Below are 20,176 nucleotides of genomic sequence, written 5' to 3'. Positions count from 1 at the left end.
TATTTAATGGTATAAAACCCCAAATAGGAGTTTACAGTTGAAACGGAGGAATTAAATTGAGAAAAGTAAGAGGTGTCAAAGAATTAGTTGAATATCTAAAATCTATCAACTGCCCAATGTCTGAAGCTACAATATATCGATTAATTAAACGGAATGAAATCCCATTAAATCGTCCAGCACCAAGGGTTTTGTTGTTTGATTTAGACAAAATAGATCGTTGGCTTGATGGAGAATCATAACAAACAAAAACACTCTCGGCTCAACATGCAGCTGAAAGTGTTTTTGTTTTGGTCTAAGAGGGTTATCATCGATTATTTTTTAATGTTATTTTGATTAGTTCAATAACATCACCTTCTAACAATTCATTGTTACGTCTAATAAGATTTGCAATTTCTTCTTTATCACTTTCAGACAAACTTTTTACATAATCTAGTCGATCATGTAACTCTCCTAATTGTATTCCTATACTCATTCAATCACCTCCTATATATCTACAATTGTAAATAAAGTAGAAGGTAGAATAAACCACACATATTTGATATTTTAAAGTCCTACTTTTGTTCTTCCGATAATCGTTAATGTTTTATTCCTCATATTATCATTGACGATTTCATCTATATCATAGCGTTGCCCTTGATATTCAATAATCATGTTGCTACGGATCGTTGGGTTGTATCGCATGATGAAACGGAATGTATTTTTTTGAAATTCCATACCAACTGTTTGAATATCTTCTCCCTTTAAGGTGCGAATATCAGCCCAAAACGAACCAACTTCTTTAATCACTTTAATCTCTTGTAAAAGTTCATCCAATTCAATAGTTACTTCTAAAACTCGAATACGATGTCTATAATTACTCGCCAGCATAGTATTTCCCTCGCATCTGTTGAAGTAATGCTTGTACGGTTGTTGGAATGTGTTCTTTTGGTGCTTCAAAACGCCCTTCATACCAATGTTGTGTTAATAGGCTAACCGCCCAATCATACTGCTTATATCCCTCTATAACGCCATTTGTGCTGGTGCTATCAATAGCATCTTTTACGTATTCCTTCGCTGTTTCAAGTAGTGCCATTATTATTTCATCGTCATAATCTTGATCTATACGCAATGATAATTTAATGTTTGCTAATGTTGCGGTTACTAAATTCATATCATTCCTACCTCTCTATAAAAATAGGGACGGACACAAAGCCCATCCCTTTATGAATCAAATTAAGCTGGTGTAATTTCGATGTAACGTGCAGCATCTGCATCAATTACTTCATAGTCATTGCGAACAATAACCGCTAAACCTTGTGAGTAATAATCGAATTTTTCCCATTGCGTTGTAACTTGATTACGTCTTGCAACAAATACCGATTGTTTAATATCTCCCATAATCATTGGATAAGTACCAGCTACTGGTGTAGGTAATAATTTATTTGATACAACAATTACAGGATTACCGAACAATGAATAACCGCTTGCAGCTGTCACATCTGGTTGTAAGATATAACGTCCGTCATTGTCTTTTAATGTATCAAGGTAATTAAACGCATCTTGATTTACAATTACAGATTTATCTAGCGCTGGATCTAGTGTTACGTTATTCACTTTCTTTAAATCATCCAAGGTAGCAGCTTCAACTTTTGCGAAACCTTTTAACAGAGTGATAATGTTTGTGTTATCTGTATTCACTACTAATTGTTCAAGCTGTGCTTTTACTTCTCCCACAATATCAACCGCTGCATCTTCCACCACTTCATTTGAAAGTGCAATTTTACCAGCACGAGTTTGTACATTGTATTCAACTTGTGTGAACATGTCCGCATTCACATCTGCGATTTCTGCTAGTTCTGCTTTTGTAGCAAGTGTAGCTTCTTGATTTGTAGCAATTGGATATTTCCCTTGACCGTTTGAAACCTCTTTTACTGTAGCGTATTGTGCTAGGTTGTAGCGTTGACGTTTAAGGTCGAATACTTCACCGATCACATCTTTTGGAATGACTACATCTGCATTTACTGTTGTTAATCCATCTCGTACTTGCCCTTGTGAACGAATATAGTCCTCGAATGAACGTGTTTCCGTATTCTTGTTATCTAATAATGTTTTAGCCATATCTTTATCATCCTTTTTATTTGTATTTTGATTTAACCACGCTTCATATGAGCGTGTATTCACTTGTACATTGCTTTCGTTATAAGCTGGAACTGTCACGATTGAAATTTCACGTAATGCTTTCACCTTTTCGATACTACGAGTGATAACCCCATCCTCATTTTTATCAAATGATTCTACACCGATTTCAAAACCGAATGACATTGAATCAATAATGCCAGCTTGAATATTTTTATAAATATCATTTGCATATGTTGTATCTTGTAAAGTTGCTTCAAAACGAAGCCCGATTTCATCAACTTCTAGCTTTAACGTATTGGCCTTTACACTGGCTAATGGCTTACCGTAATCATGGCCATGTAGCAAGATTACATTTGATAGGTCTACTTCTTTTAACGCTTCAGGTGTAATGACCTCTACGAAGCCACCTAAATCTTTAGAAGGTGCGCCAAATTTAATGGCATACCCACTAATAACCTTTTCACCTTGTGTTTCTTTTTCTTCTTGTGTATCATCATTTTGAGCGTTTTCTGAATCTGCTTCTCCTGTTTGTGCTTTGGTCGGTGCTTCCAGGTCTGCATTTTCAGTTAAACGCTTTTCTTTTTCTTCATTTGTCATAAACTTACCCCACTTTCGACTTTATTTTTTTCTATTAATCTATCTCCATTTTCAATAGGATCAAGACCGATTTTCTGACGTGCTTCATTAATTGTCATAATAGAACTTTCAACTGCCTTCACCGCATTTTCAAATGTGGTTTGTGTATCACTATTGAAACGGTCTACATTGAAGGTAATTTCTACCCCTAATTTGTTGAATAACTCACCTTCAAATGCTTTTAAATAGTGCGTTAATGTGTTTTGTAAATACATTTTGTTGGACTGCTCTGTATTACTATGATTTGCTTCCACACCTAAACGATCCGTAGAGAGCCCATATACTTTAGCGATTTGTTTGGTTGTCCAATCATTAGAATTCACTAATTTAAGGATCTCCGTATTAATCTGAATTGGCGTGTATTCAAATGTTTCATCTAGCACAATTGTTTGAAGTGCCTTATCTGTGCTGCCATTTGCTTCATCGAATTTCTTTCGAATCGCTTCTTTAGCTGTTGCATCTAAGTCTGATTTCTTTACTTTTAAAATACCGCCACCGTTTACACCTCGATTGAAAAAGCCGGAAAGTAGTTTGTTGCCACCTTCTTGTAACTTCAATTCACCACTTAAAGCATGCAATGGGCTTAAACCAACTAATCCATCTGTCGTAAAGTATTTGAAATGAAGAATATCCTCACTTTCAAGTTTGTACTGTTTCCCATCATCATTGGTTGTTTCATAAATAATGCTGCCATTATCCAATTGCTTTACACTCACACTATTGGTTAGCTGGTGAATCGCTATTACTTTGCCACTTGAATCTCGTTCAATTTCTGCAAAAGCATTACCATTCAATAAAACATTAGCCGCTATACTAAAGAAGAAATGCCAGCTATCTGTATAAGTGTTAGGCTTATTATTCAATAGCTTGACAATAGGTCCATTCCCCACAAGTTCACTGGAAGCAATATCACCAGCAAGTATTTTTACCGCTGCGAAAATATCGCTATTTCTCAATGCCCTAACGCTTGTATATTGGATTGTTGTATCATCTGACGTTAAGCTAACTAGATGGTCTAGAAAAGGCTCTGAACGTGCCTGTACAGTGTTTAAACTTTTAAAGAAACTCATTTATTTTTCCACCCCCTTTCAATTAAGAGAGCAATAATTATAATGAATATGCCACTGGTTAAAAGTGTGTAGCCGACATTCGTTAAAATCTGTACTGCTGCCACAATAAATGCTATGCCTAGCAATAATAAAACGGTGTGTAAATGACTAAAAACTAAAGTTTTCAGAAACGTAAAACTCATTATTCGCTTTCGCCCCCTCTATATCTTCAAAATGGAACATAGCTTGTGTGTATGCGTTCATCAATGCAGCTATTGGATCAATACGTTCGCTATTTCGATTTTTATTAATAATGACACCGTTATTATCAATTTTTAAAATCGCATTATTGACCGCATATGTTAGTAACTTATTTTTGGAATGAATAATATTTCCATCATATAACTGTTCCCTAAACGTCCTGGTCGGTGTGTTTAATGTGAATACACCTTGCCTAACTTCCACCAATGGAAGGTGTTCTTTTTCTAGCTTGGTAATCAATGTGTTAGCATTCCATTTGTCGTAGCATATCGCTTGTACATTTAATTCGTTTTCTTGGATAAATTGCATGATCCAATTAAAAATATCCTCGTAGTCGATAATGCCACTTGCTAATTTTGTGATGGAACATTCACCTTCTTGTTCAAGTGCTACATAGTTAATGCCATCTCGTTTAATTTTTTGTGTTAAACCATACTTAGTACCAACCCACGAATGGCTATCACAATATAATTGACCTGTTTCAATCAATGGAATACACCAGCTTACAGATGTTAAATCATTTGTTTTCGAAAGGTCGATACCTATATAAATGTCTCGCCCTCGAATATCAGGAACATCTTCAGCCTCTCTAATTTTCCAATCTTCATCGGCAATATAAGAATCTTCACTTGCTTGTAACCACATGTTGAAGTTTTTAACAAGTACCGCATTTAGGTTATTTTGCTTTACACCTAATTCCACATCTTCACGAATAGCTGAAAGCATTGTTTGTTTAATTCCCTCATGCTCGAAAATGGGATTTGCTTTAATCCACATATCTTCATTTGTTGTTGCTTCTTCGGCATCGTCAAGTTCGTAAATCGCAATAAAATAACGGTCTGCCTCTTGTTTTCCATCTAATACATCTGCTAAAAAATCATAATCTTCCTTCATTGGACAATTTACATTTACACCAGCCGTTGAAATGATAGCGAGTAATGCGTTTGGCTCCTGTTGTTGACCACTCTTTAGTGTTGCAATCACATCACGATTCTTCTGTAGCGCATACTCATCGACTATGATAGTTGTGCCAGCATATCCATCGAGACTGCTTAAATCACTCGATAAAGCTGTAGCAAAACTGTTGGATGGTAAATGTTGAATTTGTTGATTCATGATTTTCAATTGATCCCGCAAGAATGCCGATTCTTTAACAATTTTATTCAGGTTGTTTTTAAGCATCGTATAGCCTAACTTTGCTTGCTTTAAGGCATTTGCTATAAAAAGAATTTGACGGCTCTCTGCTGGTTTATTCTCTGCAATTAACGATAGACCACCTACAGAAGAAGCCAACCATGTTTTTGAATTTTTACGTGCCATTGATATAAAGGCTCGATTATACCGCCTGTTACCTGTGCCTTTTTCCTTCCAGCCATATAATTCTGAAACAATCCACTTTTGAAATAGTAGGGCATTAATTTTTGTACCGTCCGTAGAAGGCATGAGTTCAACAAATTGAATGGCTTTGTTCGCTCGTTTCACATCGAAATAATAAGGGAAATCATCGTTCTGTGAACGTTCTAAATCTCTTATGAAACGCCTACAAGCCTGTTTAATTTTATGACACGTTACAATTTCATCTGAAATGGCTTTGTTAGCATATTCCAATGCGTAATTAATCATCGAACATCAAACTTTCAAACGCATCCTTAGGCTTTTCTTTGGCTTTATTGAATGCTAACTTCGTTCGTGAATCTAAACTCATGCCCAATGAATTTGCCAACATGCGCATGTCCTTCATGGCTTGTGACTGTAATCGCACTGCTGGATTGGATTTCCCATCTTTCAACATCGCACCATTGTCATTGATATGATTTTGACATTCGATGATTGTCCCAACTGCTGCACAATAAGAAGCGATTAGAGAATAATCTAAATCTGAAATAGGTATATCACTTTTTAATAAAGGCACAACTCGATTCCATTCATTTAGCGCCTCACCTGTCAAAAATGTTGGAGGCTGTGTATTCAAGTCGGGATATTCAAATAATTCTTCTCGCATAGCTTCACGATCTAACCGCTCGGCTTTGGAAATGTGCCCTTTGGTTGGCTCAATTAATTTGATTTTTTTACCCATTCTCCCAACCTCCTGTTCTATTGATAGTATAACACATTATACTTACTAATAATAATCTAATTACCAAAAATAACTCCATAAAGGGCGTTTTATGCACAGAGAGCACCCCCTATCGGTCCCCACGTCCACAAATGAAGCCCCCCTCTTTTATTTAGAAGAACGTTTTATCTGTTCTTGCTTTGTCTTAATCGCATGATGATGATGACATAAGCTGCGTAGATTTGTTTCATCTAAGCGCCTTGACCAATCATCTTTAATCTCCACAATATGGTCTGTTACGTCCGCTTTAACTGCTAATCCTAGTTGGATACACTCCTCACATACCGGATGGGATAGGCGGTAACGAAATGATAGGTTTTGCCATGACTTGCTTTTGTAAAACCGTCTGTATTGCCCATCCTTCTCCATACGTTCTGCATAGGACTGTTGCGGACGCTGTGTGCGTGGCTTGTGGCTCTCGCAATACTGCTGGTCATAGTCGATTAATCGTCTGCATGTAGATTGATTGCATTGATGTTGTGGTTTCACCTACTTGTCAGTCCCATCTTTCATCATCCCATTCTCTTTTAGTGGCTCTCGGTTTAGTATCTGTATTCGCTAATAAAATCGCTTCAATGTCATCGGCTTTTCGTAAAGCTGACTGTTGTTCTCCATCTGCTATATGCTGCTTCAACTCTTTTAAATTTTTCATAATAGTTTTGTAACCTTGTTCGTGAATATGTTTCATTGTGATACCTCCTTGTATTCTTCATATGCTTCTTTAAATAATCTTGTAGACATCTCACCAGCGTTATTCTCCATGAGATAGATCATCATTTCTAAATAACTATCGGTATTCGGAAATGTTTTATCATTTTCAACATCTGCTGTTAACCAACCATATTTACTGTAATCTGAACAATTTATTAACCAATTTTTGAATGTCATTTCTATTCCTCCTGTTTATATTCTTTCCACGCTTCCTCAAATGATTGTAAGCATAAATCGCTCGTATCCACTCGATCCAGATAATCACGATTCTTTTTATACGTCTTGCTATTAGGAAAATTCTTATCCCCTTTAACATCTACTGCTAAATCACCTTTTGGAGAATCTTCGTTTATGAATTGTATTATCCATTGTTTAAATGTCATTGGCTCACCACCTTTCAATCTTCCACAATTGATAATGGTATTCTGAGACTCGTAACTGAAATTAACTGTACTTGTAACCGAACCATTTATTTGAGTTACACGGACAAACCTTAGAGCGATAAGGCTTTTAATCATTCTTGTAACTGTAACCGTAATTTCCACTTAATTTTTATATCTATATAGAATACATATTAATGATGTTGATCTCTTTTTTTATAGAAGTTAAAAGATTTACGGTTACAGAGTTACAAAGTGCTTTGAACCTCACTGCCACAAGGGGAATGAATGTAACTGAAATATTTTTTTCGGTTACACATTTCAGTTACAGTTACACGACTTTAAGCTTTTCGTTTTTATATGTTTTCTGTGGTTTGCTTTTATCTGGGAAACCGATACCCATATAATCTAAGTCACCTATCTTGTTTAATTCAGTCCAATCAAAACGCTTCAACCCATCTGCCCATTCATCTGTTAGTTGCATTTTGAATTGTTTGTGGAATTTTCTATCCGAAATGTATTTATAGCCATTTTCATTGCAGAAACGCTTGTACATCTCATACACGATAGTTTTCGGAACTTCATTTAATTTCCATTCATCAAATACGTTTATTTTGAAGTCCATAATCGGATCATTGTCCTGTTTGAATTCTTCAAGTTCGATTTCAGATACCGCTGGAATATCAAATTTTTCAAAGTCCATATTGATTGCTTTATGGAGAACATATTGCAAAACTTTTTCATCTTTGATGTATTCATCTTTGATTTTGAAGTTCTCCACCTTACCATTGAAGTTAGCATTGAATGGTACAATCACAATTCGTCTAATTGTGCCTGTTGTCTTATTCTTGAACTTAGGCATCCCATTCGTTGATTGGATAACGCTGCATCGAAATACAGTACTATAAATAGGCTTGTTTTTTTGCTCAACAATTACACGATCACCTGTTACAACCGAATTAAAGTTCGAACTATCATCGATGTAAACATTCGCCGGCACATCATCCCCAATTACTGCAGTTTTACCTTCCAGTAAACTTAACTTGAAACGTTCGTCAAATTCGTTCACTTTTAAGGTAGCAATATTTTGAACACCGATTAAATTCGTAATGAGTTCTTGGAAAGTACCTTTACCGTTATTCCCTTCACCTAAAAGGAAAATGGATTTTTTACGAGTGTAATTGCCATTCAATGAATCATTAATAACTTGCCACAACAAATTAACGATTTCCGTATCACCACAAGCAATAGAATCTAACCAGCTTTCCACATCCCAACCATCCATCGTGGGATTAACTGGATTTTCAATATATGAAGTAGCAATTTTTGATGTAAAAACATAATTAGCGTTAAATGGTCCTAATGTGTTTGTTTTCAGATTAAATACTCCGTTTTTAACAGGAATCAAAAATCTACTAGCTGTTCTTTCTCTAACTTGTGCTTGGTTCGTCAAGTGATAGATCACTTCATTCGCTTTTGCTTCATTAAAAGAAGGCTCTAACCAACTAATCACTCGCTTGATTAATGTTGTATTATTTGCGTACGTTCCCTCTGATGGTTGATACATAGCGAGTCGTGTATTTTCTTCTAAATCAAACAATACAAACGAAATGTATTCTTGCAGCACGATTGCGCATCGGATAGGCGAGATGGCACTCGGTTTCTTTCCTTTTCCTCCCGCTTCTTCCCATATTGTAATTGCTCTTTCCAGTTCAACGTAACGTCTTTCTCCTAATAGTTTTTGCAAGTCTACATTTGGGGAATCTTTTTCACATTCAAATAATTGAATATCATTATTCTGCTTTTTATAATCAGAAATAGTTTTCTTTTTACTTGAAGCAGCCTTCAATAGCGTTAAATCCCCATAAGTCATTTCACCAGTACGTCTATCCCATTTTTCACGATAAAGACCACTGTCTCTAAACATCCTATCCATCTTTACAAAATCCTTATCGCAGTAATAAGTGAGCTCCTGACACAAGTAATAATCTGTGTTTGAATGGTCTCCATTACGGATCAATTCACCTTTATACATAGCTTGAACGTCTTGACCAGTTACGGAGTTATTAAACATTTTTCGCCATGTTACTGCATCTTCTTCAAGGTTAAAAGGATCTGCATTAAAACTGGTTTCTGTATATTGTGCTAGCTGCTCTTTTGTGAAGTATTTATCAATAATTTCAGCAACTTCATCTGTACGCTCTTGAATCTCGTTTTCGTTCTCTATACATCCTGTGAATGTAAAATAGCGCCCAAAACTATATACTTCAACACCATAATTTTCATTTTTAAAGCCTGTTTGCGTTACATACTCTGGTAAAGTGCCTTTCACAATGATATGAACACCTGTAGCACTTGGACTAAACTCTGTATATGAATCTAGTAAGTTTATTAATTTCTCTGCTATCTCATTGAACTTACCATTGATATAACACTTATCAATATCAATCCCGATATAGCCATCGTTTCGAGAAAACATAAATCCAATACCGCTATATTGACCACTTCTTGCAGCTTGTACGACATTTTCGAATTTATCCCATGTATTCGGGTCATTCGATTTTGCATAAACCCCATTTGATTGATACGGTACTTTGGTCTTTTTACCACCTCGTATTTCGTATTTCCAAACAACCCAATTTTTAAGTTGTTGTAATTCTAGCGGAATATTATGATAAGAATCCGATTTTATTTCTGGAAGAGTGAATTCTTGAATAACTGTCGCTTGTTCCACATGTTCACCTACTTTCGTTGTTCCGTTGAATCTTGTTGCTCCTTCCTCTTGCCCCCACAGCGAATTAATAACTATTTTTTTCTAAAAACGAGTCAATTTCTTTTTTACTTACACGTTTTATTGCATTAATCTCGCAAACTTTTAATCCTAGATTTCTTAGCTTACAGAATGAATTAAATGATATCCCAATATACTCACATGCTTCTTTAATACTCATCCATTCTTTAGCTGTGTTTTTCTTGTGATACTTTTCAATTGCTTTTTCCGTAGTATTTAATACCACCGCTTCAATTTGTTCCTCAAGCATTGGAATTGCATCAAATTCAATTTTCATTCAACCGCCCCCCTCGAAAGAAACATTTCCCAACTTGTTAACTAAAAAAAAATTTCATCAATTGTAATGTTAGGACGTATAACTTTAAATTTATCTTTCAAAAAAACTTTTTCCGAATCTTTAAATGGAATCTTCCCTTTTTCTTTTTGAGAATATGCTTGTCTTGATATATTCATATAACTGGCCATTTCGGATTGCTTTAACCCCAACATAACTCTATACCCAGCGACTTTATTCAAATAATCCACCTCCTAAAAGAAACATTTCCCAACTCGTTTGACACAAGTATAAGCGTAACTTATAATCATGTCAAGAAACAATTCCCAACTTGAAGGTGGTGAATTTATATGGATGAAAATAAAAACATTGCAATTGGAAAGAGAATCAAGAATATTCGAGTTAGTTTAGGTAATAACATGGAGGAATTCGGAAAGCGTCTTTCTCCGGTTGCAACAAAAGGTACTGTGTCTAAATGGGAAAATGGAAAATATATTCCGAGTAATGACCGTTTACGTCAGATAGCTGAATTAGGAAATGTTACGATGGATTTCTTACTAGAAGGGGATAAGAAAATCGATGGGAACAACGGAATTGGAAATACTTCATTTTCAGTGAAAATTCATACAAGGAAAAATAACGTATACGATATTTCAGGGTTTTATTTCATTCAAAGAGAATGGATGGTATTGAATGGCGATTTCGGTCTATTTCTAAATTTTATTTTTGAAACAGATTCTCATGACTTTGAAGATGTTTTAAAAGGTACTGCAAAAGAAATTTTAAATCAAATTGAGTATCCTAAAAATGAAAATGGAAAAATAGCAATATTTTATGTTGAACAGGATGAAAAAACATATAGAGTGAAAAAAATGGGCTTTGAAGTTTAATTTTTTCACCTCCCATACCTTGCCCCCACAAGCGGTCTAGGAGGAATATGTATGACAACAATTAAAAGCTACTCACTACAAAATGGTGAAAAGCGTTACCAATTCCAATTATATGTTGGTGTAGATCCACTCACTGGTAAAGAGCAGCGTACAACCAGACGAGGATTTAAAACAAAAAAAGAAGCCCAGCTTGCACTATCTCGATTGCAACTCGAAATAGACAACGGGACTTTCAGAAAAAAAACGGCTGAAACTTATAATGATGTATATGAAATGTGGTTTGAACGTTATAAAGCAACTGTAAGTGAAAGTACCTTTGCGAAAACCGAAGAAATTTTCAGGCTTCATATTTTACCTCTATTCGGTAAATATAAGATCGACAAAATCAATGTAGATATTTGCGAAAAACATGTTGATGAATGGTTTAGAAAATTAGTTAAATACCGCTCAATCAAGGCGTATACTTCTAAAGTGTTCGACTTTGCTATAAAGCGCGGCTTCACCCAAAACAACCCCATGAAGTTGGTAGAAGTACCTGAACGAAAGAAAAATCCAAATGATGAGAAGAAAGAGAATTTCTATACCAAAGAACAACTAATCCAGTTTTTATCTTGCTTAGAAAAAGAAGATGATTTTAAAGCTTATGCGTTTTTTAGGCTATTGGCTTTCAGTGGTATGCGTAAAGGTGAGGCCCTGGCTCTTACGTGGAATGACCTTAATTTTAAAAAGAACGAAATTAAAATCAATAAAACCTTAACACGTGGGGAAAAATCAAGATTGGTTGTACAAACAACTAAAACAGAAAATTCCATCCGAACTATCAAAATGGATAAGATAACAATGGGAATTTTGAACGAATGGAAGAAAAAACAAAAACAAGACTATCTAATTTTAGGTTATAATACATTAAAGCCTAATCAATTAGTATTTAGCAATAGGCTTAATGTTTATCTTGAACCAAATATAACGAGAAAATGGATACTCTTTGTACAAGAAAAATATACTCTGCATAAGATTACAACACATGGTTTACGTCACACACATTGCAGTTTATTATTTGAATCAGGTGCAAGTATTAAAGAAGTCCAGGAACGCTTAGGACATGGCGATATAAAAACAACTATGGACGTATACGCTCATGTAACCGAAAAAGCAAAAGATGAAGCTGCTCAAAAGTTCTCTAATTACTTGAATATCTAACTTGAAATGAATACGTCTTTGACTACGGTTGAATACGGTTAAATGAAATTCTACGCAGTATGTGTAGTAGCAAAAGCCTGTTATATCAATGCTTTTAGCTCTCATTGAAATAGCATGAAATGCGTCACTCGGTGCGGTGAGACTCCAATCCGAGATGGATGCGCTGTTTTCGAAACCCCTACTTAATAAGTAGACAACTTAATCAACCAATCACATGTAACCTGTTACTTTATGACCAATGACCCATAACCAACTATACGGCAATGGCATAAAACAAACTTAGGATCATGAAATCTATTCGAAACGCCATCCTTAAAACTCTCTTGCACCTAGTGTGTAAGAGAGTTTTTTTATGTCTATTTTTCCAACTACTCGGACAAACTACTATAAGTACGATTGAAAGGAGCATTAAAAATGAATCGTTCACATGAAAATTCAAATGAAAAAGATAATACGTTAACTAATCGACAAGGTCACCCGATTACAAATAATCAAAATTTGCGCACTGTTGGTAATCGAGGACCCGCAACACTTGAAAATTATGATTTCCTTGAAAAGATAAGCCATTTCGACCGTGAACGTGTTCCTGAACGAGTCGTCCATGCTCGTGGTGCCGGTGCACATGGCTACTTTGAAACGTATGGGGTCGTTGGAAATGAACCTATTTCGAAGTACACGAGAGCAAAAGTTTTTCAGGATAAGGGCAAGCAAACCCCTGTTTTCGTCAGATTTTCGACGGTTATTCATGGTGGCCATTCACCTGAAACATTGCGTGACCCGAGAGGTTTTGCTGTGAAGTTTTATACGGAGGATGGGAACTGGGATTTAGTCGGCAATAATTTAAAAATTTTCTTTATCCGTGATGCCATGAAATTCCCTGATATGATTCATGCCTTTAAACCAGACCCAATTACCAATATTCAAGATGTCGAACGCTTTTTTGATTTCTGTGCAAGCTCTCCAGAAACTTTCCATATGGTAACATTCGTGTATTCTCCTTGGGGCATTCCTGCAAGTTACCGTATGATGCAAGGCTCTGGCGTCAATACGTATAAATGGGTAAATAGTGAAGGTAAAGCTGTACTTGTGAAGTATCATTGGGAACCATTGCAGGGCATTAAAAATTTAACACAAAAAGAAGCAGAAGAAATACAAGCAAAAAACTTTAATCATGCAACACAAGATCTATACGATGCCATTCAGAATAGTGACTACCCCGAGTGGGAGTTAAATGTACAGATTATGGAGGATGGCCCTCACCCAGAGCTCGATTTCGATCCACTAGATGATACAAAGCTTTGGCCAAATGACAAATTTCCATGGTATCCAGTTGGGAAAATGGTATTAAATAAAAACCCCGAAGACTATTTCGCTGAAGTAGAACAGGCAACTTTCGGTACGGGTGTTCTTGTCGATGGTTTGGATTTTTCCGATGATAAAATGCTGCAAGGACGTACCTTCTCTTATTCAGATACGCAACGTCATCGTGTCGGTGCGAACTATTTACAACTTCCTATTAACGCACCTAAAAAACGTGTTGCTACCAATCAACACGGCGGGCAAATGATGTACAAACGTGATCTTGCACCAGGGCAAAACCCGCATATTAACTACGAACCATCCATGTTAGATGGCTTAAAAGAAGCGCCACAAAGTGCTAAGGAATACACACCCCATATTGAGGGGAATCTTGTCCGTGAATCGATTGACCGTCAAAGCAACACAAAACAAGCAGGTGAAACTTATCGTAACTTCGAACAATGGGAAAAAGACGAGCTACTCAACAATTTAATTCGTGACTTATCCAGCTGCGATCAAAGGATTCAACAGGCTATGATTTCACTTGCTGAAGAAGCAGACGAAGAATATGGTCGCTTATTAAAAGAAGGGTTACAAAAAGCTGAAAAGGATTCTTCTACTTCAAGACCACTTGGTAATATCGACGGCGACGATGCACCTGGAGATGCCATTCAAAAAGGGCACGATGCTCAACCGTATTAAAAATAAGGATTCGATATGTAGAACGCATTTACACAGAAAAGAGCTGTCTCAAAATGACTTTTGAGACAGCTCCTTTTTCTTTTTAATGTACGCCTGGTAAGATGCGTAATACCTTTTCCCGAGCGTCTAAAATAGCCTCTGCACCTAGTGGAATAGCAATATTTGTTGTCTCATGCCCAATTTTAAAGCCCGCTACTACTGGTATTTCTAAATCAGCGAAATACTCATTCATTAACATCAGTAATTCATCCTCATCTGCTTCTGTTTGTGTAAATGAGCCAATCACAACACCCGCTAGCTGATCAAGCTTTCGAGCCTGTTTTAACTGTTGCAACATCGAATCAATACGAGGAATTGTTTCAGCAATATCTTCTAAAACAAGAATTTTACCATCCGTACGAATTTCAAATTTTGTACCAAGCGTACTAACAAGACGTCGTAAATTACCTCCAGTGAGCTGGCCACGTGCCACGCCTGCCGAAATCGTTGTCAGAGGCGAAATCATTTCCGTATACTGAACTTCCATCGGGGTAAACAGCTGTAAAAACATTTTCTTCGATAGCTCATCCATTTTTCGTGGTGCCATAATCATTGGTCCATGAAATGTCACCAAATCTGAAAACTCATTAATTGCTACGTGCATATATGTAAGGTCTGAGAACCCCCAAAAAATTTTCGGATTTTCTGCCAGTAATGCATAATCGATTTTTTCTGCGATACGTGCAGAACCATAACCACCTTTTACACAAAAAATCGCCTTTACTTCCGGATCCTCAACCATTGCATGAAACTCTGAAAGTCTCTCTTCATCAGTACCTGCTAAATACTTGTGCTTTGCGCCAATTGTTGAACTAACTTTATAACGCAAGCCAAGCTCATCTAAAAAGGCCAGTGCTTCGCCTAGTTCTTCTACCTCTACGGCACTCGACAATGCAACAAGTCCAACTGTGTCACCCTTCACTAAATGTGGTGCTGTACTTTTCACCCTAACCCCTCCTATTCTTTTCTCCATTCTAGCATATGCACTTACGCAGAGCCTCCTCATACCATTGATTATTGATGATATGAGAGCCTATAATTGACTATAGTATTCTGACTATTAAAGGAGTTTTATCATCATGAAAATCCCACCGTTCGTACTATTACTACTCGCAACACTCTTATGGGGTGGTAACTTTGTTATTGGACGTGCAGTTAGTGGCGATATCCCACCACTTACCCTCGCCTTCTTACGCTGGTGTATTGCTTTCATTATCTTCTTACCGATTGCATATAGCAGCTTAAAACGTGATTGGCGTATGCTAAAAGCACATTGGCCGATTGTTCTTATTCTTGCTTTAACAGGTGTTGCTGCGTTCAATACTCTTGTTTATATCGGCTTACATTACACAACATCGATTAATGCATCCCTCATGAATTCATCGACGCCGATTATGATCTACATACTGTCATTTATATTTTTAAAAGAGCGACTATCGAAATTTCAAATGCTCGGGACATCCTTATCTCTCAGTGGTGTTTTATTTATTATTTCTGGTGGTTCATTTGCTAACTTACTCGACTTCTCCTTCAATAAGGGAGATTTAATCGTTGTTGTGGCTGTCTTCTGTTGGAGTATTTATTCATTACTTATAAAGCAATATGCAGGGCGTCTTCCCGGACAATCAACTTTCCTTATTACAATCTTTTTAGGCACAATTATGCTATTGCCATTTTACGTTTATGAAAAATTGACATTAGCTGAGCCAATCCACTGGCAATTGTCCACTATTGCCGCCATCCTTTATGTTGGTGCCCTAGCGTCGATTGTTGCCTTCCTTAGTTGGAATAATGGTGTTGTGCAACTCGGTGCCAATAAAGCTAGCATTTACTTAAACTTCATCCCCGTGTTTGCTTCCATCTTCGCTGTACTTTTTCTCGGCGAACAACTACATGCTTTTCAAATTATCGGTGGACTTGCAGTAGTCGCTGGCGTCCTGTTATCTAGCAAAAAATAAATAAGCGGAGACTTCTTTATCGAAGTCTCCGCTTATTTATTTTTTAATTTGTACCGCCATAAATGACAGTTACATTTGGATGATTTATTAATTGGCTCGCTGGGAAATCCTCAGTCACAACACCACTACGTAACTTCTCCATCGCCTCTAACTTCTTCGCACCAAAAGCAATTAATACAATCGCCTTAGCATTCATAATTGACTGAATACCCATCGTAATCGCATGTGTTGGAACATCTGCTGGATTATCGAAATAGATTGCATTTTCTGTACGTGTAGATTCAGTTAGCTCTACAATATTCGTTAATGAAGTAAACGGCGTACCTGGTTCGTTAAATCCAATATGCCCATTCACACCAATACCTAACAATTGCAAATCAATGCCTCCAGCTTCCGCAATACGTACATCATATGCCTGACATTCAATCGCTAAATCAGTAGCCTTACCATTGGGAAGATGAATATTATCCTCTTGCATATCTACATGATTAAATAAAACATCATGCATAAACGTCCAGTAACTTGCAGGATTAGATTGCTCTAACCCGACATACTCATCTAAGTTAAATGTCTTCACATTTTCAAATGAAATTGCTCCAGCTTGATGACGCTTTACTAATTCCTCATACATGCCTACTGGTGAACCACCTGTTGCTAATCCTAAAACACTAACTGGTTTTTCTTGTAGTTGCTTCGTAAAAATATCCGCTGCAACCTCGCTCATTTCATCATATGAATTTACTTCAATCCACTTAATGGCGTTCTTCATTGCACTAGTCATCTATTTACCTACCTTAGAAGCATTTTTTGTTTTTAACTAAAAATGGCTATAATACCACCACATAGAAGCTAACAATTTTATTTTACAATTTATCTTTCTACTTTACTATCATTTTCTTCCATGAACTTTCGACGTGTATTCTTTGCGAAATTCGGTTATGTTAAATAGTAAGGAAGTGAGGCGACTTTTTATGAATAAACAAATACAACAGTATTTAGAACATATTAAATTTCAGGGACCTCTAGAACCATCTATTAAACTACTAGGTCAATTACAAACATACCATCTACATACAATCCCATATGAAAATTTAGACGTTGCCATGAAACATAATATTTCCTTCAACATTTCTGATCTTTTTCAAAAGGTCATTGTTCATAAGCGTGGCGGTAACTGCTTTGAACTTAATATACTATTTAGTTGGCTACTACGTGAACTTGGTTTTTCTGTAACGAATCGCTATGCTCAATTTTGGCGCAATATAAATGCCAATACGCCACAAGAAGATGTACCAATGCATCAGCTACTCATCGTGGCATTTTCAGGACTCTCTTATATTACAGACGTCGGAGTTGGGGCACTAGCTCCTTGCAAACCAGTTCCACTTATCGCCGGACATAAGCACCGTGAAGGTAATGAGATCTATAAGGTCGAGCAAGACGATACATACGGCTGGATGCTGTACGAACAAACCTCACACAATTGGCGCTTGCTCTATAGTTTTACTGATGATGCAAGTGATGCCAAGTTTGCACCAAGACTTTCTAACCAGCCAAATAAAATTGCTATGATTCGTACTGCTCGCGGTCGTAATACGATGTTGAATAATGAATTTCGTATATACGAAGACAGCACCCTAACAACCTATACCACTCACTCAACGCAAGAATGGCAACAGGCGCTAAAACGTTACTTCTATATTTCTATTACGTAAAAAAAGGATGCTTCTCAACTTTACATTGAAGAGGCATCTTTTTACATTTAATTAACTGTTTGTTTCAGAAGTTCATAAATAACCTTACCATTTGTCATCTGCCTTACTAACCCTACATGATCTGCATAGTAATACAGGTCCACATCATTGTTAAATACATTCGTTACTTCAAGAATTGCTACATTATTATAAGTTACGCCACCGACTTGAAGTGTAGCTGCTGTATCCTTTACTGTTATACGAACGCCATTAGTAACTCCACCATCATCTTCATGAAGAGTAATACCAATTCTTAAAGGAAGCTCTACAAATAAATCATAATGAGTGCTGAATTCTTGAGCTATCGCTTCCGCATATACAAAATCCTCATAGTATAGCAACTCATCATTAAATAATTTACTATTCGTCGTATTTGTAATGGACCATACATCATTTTTACCATCATTATGACTATATTTATAATTTAATGTATACGTCTGATTGTCCTCTGTTGATGTAAAAGCATACGTGTACATATACTTACGATCCTTTATTAATACTGATTTTGAAAGCGTTAAGGCACGTGCCATAAATGCTGAGAAATGTGCACGTGTCAGTACTGCATTGGGCTTAAATGTGCCATCTTGATATCCTCTTGTAATGTTATTATCCGCCATAGCTAAGATTGCCCGATAGCCATCTGTACGTTCTGTAACGTCTTCAAAATAATTCCCATCTGAACCTTCTAAGTGAAACGCCCTCTGCAAAATAATGGCCATAGTTGCTCTAGAAACTGTCCCACTTGGATTAAATATTGGTGCAGTTTGAAATATCCCTGCATTCTGGGCCGCTGCAATTTCCTTATAATTAGCATGAGTCACTGGCACATCCTGATAATTAGGATTTTTAACATTAGCCGTACTTATTCCTAATGCACGTGTTAATAGCACAGCTACTTGGGCCCTCGTCACATTCTCATTAGGTCTAAAAGAGCCATCAGGATACCCCTTAATAATATCTCTATCTATTAAATAATCAATCTCTGTAACTAATGTATGATTTCTAGACATATCTTTAAAGCTAGCTGCCTGGACCAATCCACTTGGTGACATCCCTATCACGATTATAGCCAAACATATCACCATAAAAATTCGCCTCATACCACTCACCCCTTTTTTTATTCCCCTATTCTAATATACTCATCATCCACTCTATATAAAAGCACTTTTTTATATTAATTCAAAAAAATACCAAATAAATTTACTTTGTAAACTACTTGAAAGTTTCCCCTTTTAATAATCCTAATGATTTCCTTTGTCTGCTTCACATACTGCAATTAATCTTCTCAATTCCATTCTTTCCCTAGATTCTCCTTTATACAAACTTAAAGTATTCATCAATGGATTATTATTACTTTTACATACAACAAAAAAGGACTCTCAAATAAATGAGAATCCTTAATATTTAGTAACTTATATAAGTGTACTGGTGGTCAAGCCCGAACCGGTACTCCGAAGAAACATGATTTTGAGTCATACACGTCTGCCAATTCCGCTACCATAGTATGTTGCTAAGAAATAAAAAAATCGGATAATCCGATTAGTAATTAAAATATATTATGGAGGCGGCAACCGGATTTGAACCGGTGGTAAAGGTGTTGCAGACCTGTGCCTTACCACTTGGCTATGCCGCCAATAATAGTTAAATTAAGCGGAAGACGAGGTTCGAACTCGCGACCCCCACCTTGGCAAGGTGGTGTTCTACCACTGAACTACTTCCGCAATAAATGGCTGGGGTACCTGGATTCGAACCAGGGCATGACGGAATCAAAATCCGTTGCCTTACCGCTTGGCTATACCCCAAAATTTAATTATTATTAGTAAAAATGGGGCGACTGATGGGAATCGAACCCACGAATGCCTGAACCACAATCAGGTGCGTTAACCACTTCGCCACAACCGCCATAAAATTAAAAACTGGTGGAGGGGGACGGATTCGAACCGCCGAACCCTAAGGAGCGGATTTACAGTCCGCCGCGTTTAGCCACTTCGCTACCCC

The 20,176-nt window shown here is 36.7% G+C and carries 23 protein-coding genes and 4 tRNA genes; 6 read left to right on the top strand and 21 right to left on the bottom strand.

Annotated elements, in window-relative coordinates:
- Nucleotides 1-56: 56 nt before the first annotated feature.
- Nucleotides 57-239, top strand: coding sequence for a helix-turn-helix transcriptional regulator (locus ACIQZG_RS11860; RefSeq protein WP_402755391.1), 183 nt, complete (start codon nt 57-59; stop codon nt 237-239).
- A gap of 65 nt (nt 240-304) precedes the next feature.
- Here ACIQZG_RS11860 and ACIQZG_RS11855 read toward each other — a convergent pair whose 3' ends face one another.
- From ACIQZG_RS11855 to ACIQZG_RS11790, 14 genes are all read right to left on the bottom strand, one after another.
- Entirely contained in the window at nt 305-472 is a 168-nt protein-coding gene (locus ACIQZG_RS11855) for a hypothetical protein (RefSeq protein WP_402755390.1), read from the bottom strand.
- Between the two features lie 71 nt (nt 473-543).
- Entirely contained in the window at nt 544-867 is a 324-nt protein-coding gene (locus ACIQZG_RS11850) for a phage head closure protein (protein WP_402755389.1), read from the bottom strand.
- Nucleotides 854-1,150, bottom strand: a complete 297-nt coding sequence (locus tag ACIQZG_RS11845; protein ID WP_402755388.1) for a head-tail connector protein — start codon at nt 1,148-1,150, stop codon at nt 854-856. The genes ACIQZG_RS11850 and ACIQZG_RS11845 overlap by 14 nt, the downstream gene beginning before the upstream one ends.
- A gap of 62 nt (nt 1,151-1,212) precedes the next feature.
- Nucleotides 1,213-2,715 carry a phage major capsid protein gene (locus tag ACIQZG_RS11840; RefSeq protein WP_402755387.1) on the bottom strand — a complete coding sequence of 501 codons (1,503 nt, stop codon included), beginning with the start codon at nt 2,713-2,715 and terminating at the stop codon, nt 1,213-1,215.
- The gene (locus tag ACIQZG_RS11835; RefSeq protein ID WP_402755386.1) at nt 2,712-3,824 is read right to left on the bottom strand and encodes a phage portal protein; all 1,113 of its coding nucleotides are present in this window, start codon (nt 3,822-3,824) and stop codon (nt 2,712-2,714) included. Before ACIQZG_RS11835 ends, ACIQZG_RS11840 begins: the two co-directional genes overlap by 4 nt.
- Before the next feature lie 147 nt (nt 3,825-3,971).
- Nucleotides 3,972-5,687 carry a terminase large subunit gene (locus ACIQZG_RS11830; RefSeq protein ID WP_402755385.1) on the bottom strand — a complete coding sequence of 572 codons (1,716 nt, stop codon included), beginning with the start codon at nt 5,685-5,687 and terminating at the stop codon, nt 3,972-3,974.
- Nucleotides 5,680-6,141, bottom strand: a complete 462-nt coding sequence (locus ACIQZG_RS11825) for a phage terminase small subunit P27 family (RefSeq protein WP_402755384.1) — start codon at nt 6,139-6,141, stop codon at nt 5,680-5,682. Before ACIQZG_RS11825 ends, ACIQZG_RS11830 begins: the two co-directional genes overlap by 8 nt.
- A gap of 147 nt (nt 6,142-6,288) precedes the next feature.
- Nucleotides 6,289-6,669: an HNH endonuclease gene (locus tag ACIQZG_RS11820; protein ID WP_402755383.1), complete on the bottom strand. Its 381-nt coding sequence runs from the start codon at nt 6,667-6,669 to the stop codon at nt 6,289-6,291.
- A gap of 7 nt (nt 6,670-6,676) precedes the next feature.
- A complete protein-coding gene (locus tag ACIQZG_RS11815; RefSeq protein WP_402755382.1) occupies nt 6,677-6,868 on the bottom strand; it encodes a hypothetical protein in 192 nt (63 codons plus the stop codon).
- A complete protein-coding gene (locus tag ACIQZG_RS11810; protein WP_402755381.1) occupies nt 6,865-7,068 on the bottom strand; it encodes a YozE family protein in 204 nt (67 codons plus the stop codon). The genes ACIQZG_RS11815 and ACIQZG_RS11810 overlap by 4 nt, the downstream gene beginning before the upstream one ends.
- A 2-nt stretch (nt 7,069-7,070) precedes the next feature.
- Nucleotides 7,071-7,274, bottom strand: a complete 204-nt coding sequence (locus ACIQZG_RS11805; RefSeq protein ID WP_402755380.1) for a YozE family protein — start codon at nt 7,272-7,274, stop codon at nt 7,071-7,073.
- A gap of 328 nt (nt 7,275-7,602) precedes the next feature.
- Nucleotides 7,603-10,005, bottom strand: coding sequence for a phage/plasmid primase, P4 family (locus ACIQZG_RS11800; RefSeq protein WP_402755379.1), 2,403 nt, complete (start codon nt 10,003-10,005; stop codon nt 7,603-7,605).
- Nucleotides 10,006-10,069: 64 nt separating this feature from the next.
- Entirely contained in the window at nt 10,070-10,339 is a 270-nt protein-coding gene (locus ACIQZG_RS11795; RefSeq protein WP_402755378.1) for a DNA-binding protein, read from the bottom strand.
- A gap of 41 nt (nt 10,340-10,380) precedes the next feature.
- Nucleotides 10,381-10,578 carry a helix-turn-helix transcriptional regulator gene (locus tag ACIQZG_RS11790; protein ID WP_402755377.1) on the bottom strand — a complete coding sequence of 66 codons (198 nt, stop codon included), beginning with the start codon at nt 10,576-10,578 and terminating at the stop codon, nt 10,381-10,383.
- Between the two features lie 108 nt (nt 10,579-10,686).
- Here ACIQZG_RS11790 and ACIQZG_RS11785 point away from each other — a divergent pair, with 108 nt between their 5' ends.
- The 3 genes from ACIQZG_RS11785 (at nt 10,687) to ACIQZG_RS11775 (ending at nt 14,427) form a co-directional block, all read left to right on the top strand.
- Entirely contained in the window at nt 10,687-11,226 is a 540-nt protein-coding gene (locus ACIQZG_RS11785; RefSeq protein WP_402755376.1) for a helix-turn-helix domain-containing protein, read from the top strand.
- Nucleotides 11,227-11,277: 51 nt separating this feature from the next.
- Entirely contained in the window at nt 11,278-12,426 is a 1,149-nt protein-coding gene (locus ACIQZG_RS11780; RefSeq protein ID WP_402755375.1) for a site-specific integrase, read from the top strand.
- Nucleotides 12,427-12,840: 414 nt separating this feature from the next.
- Nucleotides 12,841-14,427 carry a catalase gene (locus ACIQZG_RS11775; RefSeq protein WP_402755374.1) on the top strand — a complete coding sequence of 529 codons (1,587 nt, stop codon included), beginning with the start codon at nt 12,841-12,843 and terminating at the stop codon, nt 14,425-14,427.
- An 82-nt stretch (nt 14,428-14,509) separates the two neighbouring features.
- Here the strand turns inward: ACIQZG_RS11775 and ACIQZG_RS11770 are convergent, their stop codons facing one another.
- The gene (locus ACIQZG_RS11770) at nt 14,510-15,412 is read right to left on the bottom strand and encodes a S66 peptidase family protein (protein WP_402755373.1); all 903 of its coding nucleotides are present in this window, start codon (nt 15,410-15,412) and stop codon (nt 14,510-14,512) included.
- A gap of 133 nt (nt 15,413-15,545) precedes the next feature.
- Between ACIQZG_RS11770 and ACIQZG_RS11765 the strand changes: the two genes are divergently transcribed.
- The gene (locus ACIQZG_RS11765; protein WP_402755372.1) at nt 15,546-16,424 is read left to right on the top strand and encodes a DMT family transporter; all 879 of its coding nucleotides are present in this window, start codon (nt 15,546-15,548) and stop codon (nt 16,422-16,424) included.
- Between the two features lie 43 nt (nt 16,425-16,467).
- Here the strand turns inward: ACIQZG_RS11765 and nagB are convergent, their stop codons facing one another.
- Entirely contained in the window at nt 16,468-17,181 is a 714-nt protein-coding gene (gene nagB / locus ACIQZG_RS11760; RefSeq protein ID WP_402755471.1) for a glucosamine-6-phosphate deaminase, read from the bottom strand.
- Nucleotides 17,182-17,395: 214 nt separating this feature from the next.
- Here nagB and ACIQZG_RS11755 point away from each other — a divergent pair, with 214 nt between their 5' ends.
- On the top strand, nt 17,396-18,139 hold the full coding sequence (locus ACIQZG_RS11755) for an arylamine N-acetyltransferase family protein (protein WP_402755371.1): 744 nt from the start codon (nt 17,396-17,398) through the stop codon (nt 18,137-18,139).
- 47 nt (nt 18,140-18,186) lie between these two features.
- Here ACIQZG_RS11755 and ACIQZG_RS11750 read toward each other — a convergent pair whose 3' ends face one another.
- From ACIQZG_RS11750 to ACIQZG_RS11730, 5 genes are all read right to left on the bottom strand, one after another.
- Nucleotides 18,187-19,278 (bottom strand): S-layer homology domain-containing protein, encoded by a 1,092-nt coding sequence (locus ACIQZG_RS11750; RefSeq protein ID WP_402755370.1) that lies wholly within the window; start codon nt 19,276-19,278, stop codon nt 18,187-18,189.
- 459 nt (nt 19,279-19,737) lie between these two features.
- Nucleotides 19,738-19,811, bottom strand: a tRNA-Cys gene (locus ACIQZG_RS11745).
- Nucleotides 19,812-19,827: 16 nt separating this feature from the next.
- A tRNA-Gly gene (locus ACIQZG_RS11740) sits at nt 19,828-19,899 on the bottom strand.
- Nucleotides 19,900-19,905: 6 nt separating this feature from the next.
- Nucleotides 19,906-19,980, bottom strand: a tRNA-Gln gene (locus tag ACIQZG_RS11735).
- Between the two features lie 24 nt (nt 19,981-20,004).
- Nucleotides 20,005-20,080, bottom strand: a tRNA-His gene (locus tag ACIQZG_RS11730).
- Between the last annotated feature and the right edge of the window lie 96 nt (nt 20,081-20,176).

Origin of the sequence: Lysinibacillus sp. NPDC096418 (assembly GCF_044762775.1) — a bacterium.
Classification (GTDB): domain Bacteria; phylum Bacillota; class Bacilli; order Bacillales_A; family Planococcaceae; genus Lysinibacillus.
This window is presented reverse-complemented; position numbering and strand designations above follow the sequence as displayed.

Coding starts and splice junctions, on each gene's coding strand:
- ACIQZG_RS11855 (WP_402755390.1), bottom strand. CDS start 472: ATGAGTATAGGAATACAATTAGGAGAGTTACATGATCGACTAGATTAT.
- ACIQZG_RS11850 (WP_402755389.1), bottom strand. CDS start 867: ATGCTGGCGAGTAATTATAGACATCGTATTCGAGTTTTAGAAGTAACT.
- ACIQZG_RS11845 (WP_402755388.1), bottom strand. CDS start 1,150: ATGAATTTAGTAACCGCAACATTAGCAAACATTAAATTATCATTGCGT.
- ACIQZG_RS11840 (WP_402755387.1), bottom strand. CDS start 2,715: ATGACAAATGAAGAAAAAGAAAAGCGTTTAACTGAAAATGCAGACCTG.
- ACIQZG_RS11835 (WP_402755386.1), bottom strand. CDS start 3,824: ATGAGTTTCTTTAAAAGTTTAAACACTGTACAGGCACGTTCAGAGCCT.
- ACIQZG_RS11830 (WP_402755385.1), bottom strand. CDS start 5,687: ATGATTAATTACGCATTGGAATATGCTAACAAAGCCATTTCAGATGAA.
- ACIQZG_RS11825 (WP_402755384.1), bottom strand. CDS start 6,141: ATGGGTAAAAAAATCAAATTAATTGAGCCAACCAAAGGGCACATTTCC.
- ACIQZG_RS11815 (WP_402755382.1), bottom strand. CDS start 6,868: ATGAAACATATTCACGAACAAGGTTACAAAACTATTATGAAAAATTTA.
- ACIQZG_RS11810 (WP_402755381.1), bottom strand. CDS start 7,068: ATGACATTCAAAAATTGGTTAATAAATTGTTCAGATTACAGTAAATAT.
- ACIQZG_RS11805 (WP_402755380.1), bottom strand. CDS start 7,274: ATGACATTTAAACAATGGATAATACAATTCATAAACGAAGATTCTCCA.
- ACIQZG_RS11795 (WP_402755378.1), bottom strand. CDS start 10,339: ATGAAAATTGAATTTGATGCAATTCCAATGCTTGAGGAACAAATTGAA.
- ACIQZG_RS11785 (WP_402755376.1), top strand. CDS start 10,687: ATGGATGAAAATAAAAACATTGCAATTGGAAAGAGAATCAAGAATATT.
- ACIQZG_RS11780 (WP_402755375.1), top strand. CDS start 11,278: ATGACAACAATTAAAAGCTACTCACTACAAAATGGTGAAAAGCGTTAC.
- ACIQZG_RS11775 (WP_402755374.1), top strand. CDS start 12,841: ATGAATCGTTCACATGAAAATTCAAATGAAAAAGATAATACGTTAACT.
- ACIQZG_RS11765 (WP_402755372.1), top strand. CDS start 15,546: ATGAAAATCCCACCGTTCGTACTATTACTACTCGCAACACTCTTATGG.
- ACIQZG_RS11755 (WP_402755371.1), top strand. CDS start 17,396: ATGAATAAACAAATACAACAGTATTTAGAACATATTAAATTTCAGGGA.
- ACIQZG_RS11750 (WP_402755370.1), bottom strand. CDS start 19,278: ATGAGGCGAATTTTTATGGTGATATGTTTGGCTATAATCGTGATAGGG.